The following is an 8,462-nucleotide window of genomic DNA, read 5'->3' on the forward strand; positions in this document are numbered from 1 at the left end:
CCGGCTCTCGCTGCTTCAATCGCTGCGTTTAAAGCCAATAAATTAGTTTGATCTGCTACAGTTTGAATAATAGAAACCAAATCAGAGATTTCTTTGGTTTGGTTATCTAGAATCGCCATTTTTTCTACAGCATCTTGCACAATACTATCGATTTTTTGCATCTGCTGATTAGATGACTTCATTAATCGGCTGCCTTCAGTTGTCATTTCCAATACTCTTTGGGAAGTTTTAGAGATTTGTTCACCGCTCTTGTTGGTGTCGCGAACTTTTTTAGTAAAGTTTCCCATTACAATAGATAAACTGCTGGCTGTGTTGGCTTGTGTTTCTGTACCAGTTGCTAGCTCTTGCATAGTAGTAGCTACTTGCTCTGAGCCGGATTTCACTTCAAAAGCTGCTTGATTCAACTCCTCACTATGAGCTGACAACGTTTCTGAGTCATCTGATATTTTGTGCATGGTGCCTTTTAATACATCTTGCATCATATTCATAGCTGCTGCTAATTGTCCAGTTTCATCTTCTGTCACCACATTCAGCGGTTCAACACTCAAGTCGCCGCCTGCGATGGTTTGCATGTGTCTCATAACCAAGTTGATTGGCTTTGTGATGCTTCTAGATGTAATATAAGCGCTAATAACAGATAATACAGCTACCAAAATAGTGACAACAATTCCCAATTTTTGGATAATTTTTCCTTTTCTCATGATATCATCACTAAATTCTTGAATGCGTACTTCTCTCTTCGCCGCTAAGTCAGAAAAACCTTTTTCCAGCTCATTTTCCACTGCTTGTGCTTGCGTATTCATAATAGTCTTGGCCTCTTCAGCATCGCCATTATTATATGCTTCTAATGCTTGATCCGTTAAACGGCCCCAAGCAATTTTCTTATCGATTAGTGTTTTCAATTCTGCTGAATTACTTAATGCTAAAGCTTGATTTTCTAGTTCAATGCTTTTTTTTGTTTCTGTATTGAATTGTATAAGATAAGCTTCATCATCATAAGCCAGATATCCTCGCATTAAGCTGGTCCGTTTGTTCATATCGGTCAATAACTTTTCATCACTGATCAATAATTTCATTTCTTTTTCCATAATGGTTTTCATTGAACGATTGATGTCATTCAAACACAATATGTTAAATAAGCTTGACAGCATCAGCAGCAGAACGATGACACCAAAGCCTGATAATATTCTAGTACGTAAGTTTTTGATTTTGCTTTGTTTTACTTTCTTTTTTTTCATTTTTTCAATCCTCTTCTTATCAATTTAGTTCTTTCTATTTATCTATATCGGCAGATTGAAAGGAAACTTTATAGTAAGAACCATTATTTTAATTTTCCAGCTAGTAAAATAAACAATTGCAAGGTTGTCTTGCTGAAAAAATACTCTCTTCAAAAAAAATAAGCCAAGACTTTTGTCTAGACTCATTTTAGATAGAATAATTGGGCTTAAATTAGTATGTAATCTCCGGAAGCGTAATCGTATTGAAGACTGCCATTATTCTTACTTTCGTCGCCTACTAGTTGGCCATCTTTAATTTCCAGCACGCGGTTGCGTACTTTATTAACGATCGAGCGGTTATGAGTGACCATAATAATAGTAGTCCCCTGTAAATTGATACGGTAAAATAACCGCATGATTTCTAGAGCAGTCTTGGGATCAAGATTACCGGTCGGCTCATCAGCAATCAGCATTTTGGGACGGTTGACGATTGCTCGGGCAATCCCGACTCTTTGCTGCTCGCCGCCTGATAATTCAGTTGGTTTTAGATTCGCTTTTGCTTCAAGCTCTACCTGAGTCAAAGCTTCCATTACACGCGGCTCGATTTCTTCGGGATTAGTCCCAATCACTTCCAAAGCATAAGCTATGTTTTCAAAAACTGTCCGGTCATTTAATAATTTATAATCTTGAAAAACGACTCCGATTTCACGCCTTAATTTGGGAACATCGCTGCTTTTCAGTTTAGCTAAATTATAGCCGCACACTTCCATTTGGCCATGGGTCATTTTTTCTTCCCGAATAATCAGCTTTGCAAATGTCGATTTTCCTGAACCGCTTGCGCCCACTAAATAAACAAACTCTCCATCCTTAATAGTGACCGATATATCTCGAAGTGCTTTTACTCCTTTTGGATACGTTTTTGCTACGTTTTTCATTTTAATCATGTCTCATCACCGTCTTACCCCTTGAACTCTTTCCTGACCCGCTCTACTCGTGTCAAACCAGAACCGTTAATGCATTTGCCGAAATCCCAATGACCAGAAGTTTATTATAACCTATTGTTTGAATTGATTGATTGTGGACATCATTTCATTGGTACCTTGTGCTACTTTGGTATTAAGCGAATACGCTCGTTGCGCAACCATCATATCGGTGATCGCACTTGCTAAATCAACGTTAGAAGTTTCTAAAAAGTGCTGTTGAATCATACCGGTTCCTTCTATAAATTCCCCGTCATATGTAAATTTATTTTCTCCTGCCGGCATCAGTGCATCTGAAATTGCTGGCGTGTATAACGGAATACGTCCGACCAAATGAGTTCCATTTTCTGTTTGGATTCTTACTTCTCCATTCTGAGCAATACTCACGTCTCCATCAGGCCATTGTTCAGTTGGAATAATAGCTTCAATCGACAAGCGATCTCCATGGCTGTTGGTAATTGATTTATCACCATTTACTTGAAAAGCTCCATCACGCGTTAAATAAAATTGATTGTTCTTATCGGTCACTCCAAAAAAACCGTCACCAGCAATAGCTAAATGGTAGTCATTTTCATCAGAAACAAATGCACCTTGCTTCATATTGGTTGTAGTGACTCCACTTTTTGTACCATTATTGATTCCTGAATTCTGCGCTCGATCGGATAAAGGAACGGAGTCGCCATTTATATCATTGATCAGTAGTTCGCTAAAGCTGACATTTTTAGACTTGTAACCCGTTGTATTGGTATTCGCAATATCATTAGATAAAGCATCCATTGCATTTTGTACTGCATTCATTCCGCTTTTACTGATACTTAAAGGTATACTCATTTTTCGTTGTTCCTCCTAAACTTTTCCAATTTCATTAGCGGCTTTCCTGAGTGTTTCATCTGCCGTATTCAATGCTTTCTGATTCGCTTCAAATTCTCTGGCTACTAGCATGAGGTTTGTGATTTCATCTGCTGTTTTTACATTCGACGTTTCGATCATATTTTGAAAAACAACCGTTGCGCCTGTACTCTCTGTGCCACCTTGTCCTGTATACAATGCAGCTCCGATACTCGTTAAAGTCGCTGGATTTTCAAAATCTGTCAGCATCAGCTGCAAGCCGGTTCCATTAATATTACCGCTGCTGTCTACTGAAAAATCATTGCCGCCAGCTGGAATAAAAGCTGGTTGCCCGTTCGCATCCACTCCTAGTACTCGATACCCTTCTTGAGTTACCAGTTCGCCATCAGCATTAGCCGTAAAATTTCCGTTCCGTGTATAATAGGTTTGCCCATCGTCCCCTGCTATGGTAAAAAAACTATTTCCTTGTAAAGCCAGATCAGTAATTGAAGCTGTTTCTTTGAGACCACCTTGTTCAAAACTTGTATACATTTCATCGATCTGGTTACCGAAAGTAAAAGAGCCTACTTCCTGCTTTTGATCCAATAGAGGCCCGCCTAAATGATTAGCCATCACCTTTGATTGAAGGGTACTCTGAATGATTTCTTGAGCTTTATAGCCGGCAGTGTTAATATAAGCTACATTCGCGCTGATGTTTTCTTGCTTTTTTTGCAAGATATCAAAGTTTCGGCTGAGCGTTTCCATACTTCTAATCATCGTATTCTCTCCTCATTGATTCTTTTAGTTTTAGTATTATTTTCCCATGAATTTGTGAAACTCGCGGAACAGAAATATCAAAAATATAAGCAATTTCTTTTAAAGATAACTCATCTACATAGTATAAATTCAAAATCGTCTGTTCTCTTTTATCTAACAGGTTGATATTTTTAGTTAACAACTGTTGTCGTTCTTTTTCTACTAAAGTATCTTCAGAATCAATTGATCGACTATCTTCTAAAAAATCCATTAATTCAATGTCATTGCCTTCTTCGCTATACATCACTTTTTCCAATGAAACTGAAGCTAGCTGATGGACAGTTTCGTGGATCTTCGCTAATTGTTTGTCATTGATTTTTAGTTCCTGGCAAATTTCTTTTTCTGTCGGTGTCTGCTTAAACGTTTCTTCCAGTTTCTCTTTTGCGCGATAGTACTCGTTTAATTGGCCCAATTTTGTTCTGGAAACCGGTGCTGTTTTTCTGACTTCATCAATGATTGTTCCTTTGATTCGAATATAAGCATAGCCTTCAAACGGAACCTTTTTGGTTTTATCGTATTTTTCCAGAGCATCCATCAAACCAATCACACCGATATTATAAAGGTCATCCCGTTCATAATCGCTACGCTTGATATTCAGCCCGTTGACAACTTTTTCTACCAAAGGCAAGTATTTTATGACTTCCTGTTCCCTATCATTTTCGTAATACATCTACTATCCCTCCTTTAAGAAAAGCGGAACAAGCCGCTAAATACCTTTGATATGAAAAGTCATTATTTCATTCCCTATTTACCCTTCTATCATTCCCACAGTTTCGATTGCCACATCGTTAGGTACTTCATTTAATGATAAGACAGCCAGATCAGGAAAATTATAAGCAATCAAATTTTTCATGGCTGGTCTGATTTTTGGAGAAGCTAATATTACATGCGGAATACCTCTTGCTTGCAATTGATTATGGATAGACGTAATACTATCAAATAGTTGTGTCACCACATCAGGCTGCAAAACTGGAATCGAACCGGCAGAAGACTTTTGAATGCTGCGGCTGATCAATTCTTCTGTATCCGGCAGTATCGTAATAACTTGTAAAACACCTGTTTCATCTAAATGTTGTTTGACAACTGTTCGGTTAAGAGCTTGACGTACATACTCCGTTAACATTTCAGTGTCTTTAGTCGTATTGCCATAGTCAGCCAATGTTTCTAATATCGTCACTAAATCATTGATGGGGATGTTTTCTTTTAACAAGTTTTGTAAAACTTTTTGAACTTCCCCTAAACGTAAAATATCTGGAATTAGTTCATCAATGACCACACCATATTTATCTTTTATGCCTTCCAGCAGTTGTTTGACTTCTTGTCTACCCAGTAATTCATAACTTGATTTGTAAATGGTTTCTTTCAAATGCGTCACCAGTACTGTCAATGGATCCACCACTGTATACCCTCTTAAGTCAGCAGCCTCACGATCCGTTTCTTCCACCCACATCGCATCTAAACCGAAAGCCGGTTCTTTTGTAGGAATCCCATCAAAATCAAAATCCGTTTCTCCCGGATCCACGATCATGTATTTGTCTAAATACAATTCTCCGCCTGCTACTGTATTGCCTTTGATTTTAATCAAATATTCATTGGCTTTCAGCTGCAAATTATCCCGAATACGAATCGGGCTTAATAAGATACCTAACTCATGCGCACTTTGCTTCCGAATACTAGAAATATGGTTCATCAAGTTGTTGTCTTGGCTTTCGTCCGCTAAGGGAATCAAACCATAACCAATTTCAATTGAAATCGGATCCACTTGAAAGGAGGCAACCGATTCGTCTTCTGTCTTTTCTTGTTGCGTCCGTTGTGCGGCTTTTGATTTCTGTTCATCCGCTTGGGCAGAAGACTGTTTGCTTTTCTCATTTTCCAGTGTTAAGTAGCCGCTCACACCAGAAGCTAAACCTAACAATAAGAAAGGTACTGTTGGAAATCCAGGTATAACAGCGAACAAAACTAAAATAGCTGCCAGCATCAACATCACTTTTGGAGCATGGAACAATTCTTTGCCCACTGCGCTTCCAAAACCGGTATTGCTTCCTGAACGAGTCACTAAAATTCCGGATGCTACTGAAATCAGTAGTGAAGGGATTTGACTAACCAGTCCATCCCCTATGGTTAATTTACCAAATTGACTAAGGGCTTCCATAATGGCCATATCACTTTGAACTGTATGGATCACGATACCGCCGATCAAGTTGATCACCGTAATAATAATACCGGCTATCGCATCCCCTTTAACAAACTTACTGGCTCCATCCATCGCTCCAAAAAATTGAGTTTCCCGTTCAAGGTCTGACCGTCTTTTTTTAGCTTGGTCTTCATTGATCAAACCTGAATTTAAATCTGCGTCAATCGACATTTGTTTACCAGGCATAGCATCTAATGTAAAACGTGCAGAAACTTCCGAAACACGGCTTGCTCCGTTCGTTACTACCATCATTTGGATGATGACTATAATAATGAAGATGACCGCTCCGACCACTATATTATTGCCAGCTACAAAATTAGCAAATGTATCAATTACCGATCCCGCTTCTCCTACAGTCAAGATCAAACGAGTAGACGAGATATTCAGCGCTAATCTAAACATGGTAGTGATCAATAACAACGTTGGAAAAGTAGAAAACTCCAGTACGCTTTTAGAAAAAAGAGTCAGAAGCAGTATGGTGATCGATAAAGCAATATTGACAACTAACATAAAATCTAATAGCGGGGAAGGCAACGGAATAATAATCATTCCTAAAATAGCTACTACAAAGAAGGCAATTAACACATCCAATGATTTTGTTAGTTTTTCAAATTTACCCATAAAAACAGTTAACATCTCTTCGACTCCTCATTCCTTAAAACAACCTTAAATTTTGTGTTTATTCATTTCTTCCATTTGGTAAACCAATGCCAATATCTCAGCAATCGCTTGATACATATCAACTGGAATCGGCTGTCCTACTTCAATTGATTGGTACATTGCCCGAGCGACCGGTTTATTCTCAATAATCGGAACATTTGATTCTTTCGCCCGTTCTCTGATTTTTGCTGCTTGGTAATCTGCTCCCTTGGCAACAATCATCGGAACTTCATCTTTTTCTTTATCGTAACGAATCGCAATCGCTAAATGTGTGGGATTGGTAATAACGGCTGTGGCTGCTTCCACATCTGCCAACATCCCACTTGTCATTTGTCGGTGGAATTGCTTGCGCTTGCCTTTCATCTGCGGGTCGCCTTCGCTTTCCTTGTACTCATCTTTTAAATCTTGCTTAGACATCCTTAAGTTTTTCCGGTGATCGTATACCTGATAAAGGTAATCTGCTATCCCTAAGACCAGCAACAGAATACCTAATTGTATGCCTAAATCTTTGATCAGCTCCATCAGTAAAAAAAATAATTTTTGTGTGCCGACATTTCCAGCATTAACTAATAACAGAACGGATTTTTTTACCGTTGAATAAGCCATACCGAATACCAAACCCAGCTTGATCAAATTCTTCAATAATGTGAATAAGGTCTTTTTACTGAACATGTTTTTAAACCCACTGATGGGATTTATTTTTTTAAAACTCATTTTTAATGGTTCTGTCGAAAATAAAAAACCTGTTTGCAACATACTAGCTAGAAAAGAAGCTATGAATCCAATAGCTAGAAAAGGTCCAGCCAGCACTAAAATAAAAAGAATCGATTTCATGCCAATATTCGCCAAGTTGTTTTCCAACCCGTTAACCGAGAAGCCGGCCGACAAATAAATTTTCAGATAAAGAAAGGCTTGTTTTAAGATATAGGTACCGAGAAAAGTTGAAGCTGCAAGAAAAACAACAAAGGTAATAGCCGAAGTCAAATCCGGACTTTTAGCTATTTCGCCTTTTTTTCGTGTATCTTTTAGTTTCTTTGGACTGGGTTTTTCGGTTTTGCCATCTTTATCTGCCATCTATTTTCACCTCACGCAGCCGGAAACGACTGGATAAATTCATTGATATACTTGATCATCAGCGGCAATGTACGGCTGATGTTTTTTGTTAGTGTCGGCAACAGCACCAAAGTAAACAAAAATGCAGCCAAAACTTTTAACGGCATCCCCAAAATCAACACATTGATTTGCGGAACCGTGCGGGAAATTAATCCCAATACGACTTCAGTCAGTAAAGCTACGATCATCAACGGTGCAGCTAGGTTCAGAGCCGATTCGAAAACAATCCCAAATAGCTTCACCATACCTTCAACGCCGAATCCTCCTAAATTGGTGCTTTCTATCGGAACGTATTCAAACGTCTTGACCAAAGTTTTAATAACAACATGGTGCAAATCTGTTAGAAAAAAAATACAGATAGACAACCAATAGTAGATTTTCCCGTAATAAGAAACACTGACACCCATTGTAGGGTCGTATACAGCTCCCATAGAAAATCCAACTTGAAAATCCACGAAGTTTCCAGCCATTTCAATTGCTGAAAAAATCAGTTTGGTAATAAATCCAATTGCCAGTCCTAAAAAGACTTCTTTTATCCCCAACAGTACAAGAAACAGTGTGGAAGCTGCTACAGACAAAGTAGGGACAACTGGAAAAGCAGCCAGAGTAATTCCCACTGCTAAACCGACTTTCACTAGATTCGGTAAGCCTTTT

General features: G+C 38.5%; 8 protein-coding genes. All 8 read right to left on the reverse strand.

The annotated features are described in order from the left end of the window. Positions 1-1,238 (reverse strand): methyl-accepting chemotaxis protein (locus RT405_RS04490; RefSeq protein WP_313467928.1); only part of this gene is annotated, 1,238 nt, incomplete at its 3' end. A 206-nt stretch (positions 1,239-1,444) separates the two neighbouring features. Continuing rightward, on the reverse strand, positions 1,445-2,161 hold the full coding sequence (gene ftsE, locus RT405_RS04495; protein ID WP_313467930.1) for a cell division ATP-binding protein FtsE: 717 nt from the start codon (positions 2,159-2,161) through the stop codon (positions 1,445-1,447). A 111-nt stretch (positions 2,162-2,272) separates the two neighbouring features. After that, the gene (locus RT405_RS04500; protein ID WP_313467932.1) at positions 2,273-3,028 is read right to left on the reverse strand and encodes a flagellar hook-basal body protein; all 756 of its coding nucleotides are present in this window, start codon (positions 3,026-3,028) and stop codon (positions 2,273-2,275) included. A gap of 15 nt (positions 3,029-3,043) precedes the next feature. Continuing rightward, a complete protein-coding gene (locus RT405_RS04505) occupies positions 3,044-3,802 on the reverse strand; it encodes a flagellar hook-basal body complex protein (RefSeq protein ID WP_313467934.1) in 759 nt (252 codons plus the stop codon). After that, positions 3,795-4,511 carry a FliA/WhiG family RNA polymerase sigma factor gene (locus RT405_RS04510; RefSeq protein WP_313467936.1) on the reverse strand — a complete coding sequence of 239 codons (717 nt, stop codon included), beginning with the start codon at positions 4,509-4,511 and terminating at the stop codon, positions 3,795-3,797. Before RT405_RS04510 ends, RT405_RS04505 begins: the two co-directional genes overlap by 8 nt. A gap of 78 nt (positions 4,512-4,589) precedes the next feature. Further along, positions 4,590-6,671: a flagellar biosynthesis protein FlhA gene (flhA, locus tag RT405_RS04515; RefSeq protein WP_313467938.1), complete on the reverse strand. Its 2,082-nt coding sequence runs from the start codon at positions 6,669-6,671 to the stop codon at positions 4,590-4,592. A 30-nt stretch (positions 6,672-6,701) separates the two neighbouring features. Then, positions 6,702-7,769, reverse strand: a complete 1,068-nt coding sequence (flhB, locus tag RT405_RS04520; RefSeq protein ID WP_313467940.1) for a flagellar biosynthesis protein FlhB — start codon at positions 7,767-7,769, stop codon at positions 6,702-6,704. An 11-nt stretch (positions 7,770-7,780) separates the two neighbouring features. Beyond that, on the reverse strand, positions 7,781-8,462 hold a 682-nt coding region (locus RT405_RS04525), incomplete at its 5' end, for a flagellar biosynthetic protein FliR (RefSeq protein ID WP_313467941.1).

The organism is Carnobacterium sp., from assembly GCF_032094055.1.
Taxonomy (GTDB): Bacteria; Bacillota; Bacilli; order Lactobacillales; family Carnobacteriaceae; genus Carnobacterium_A.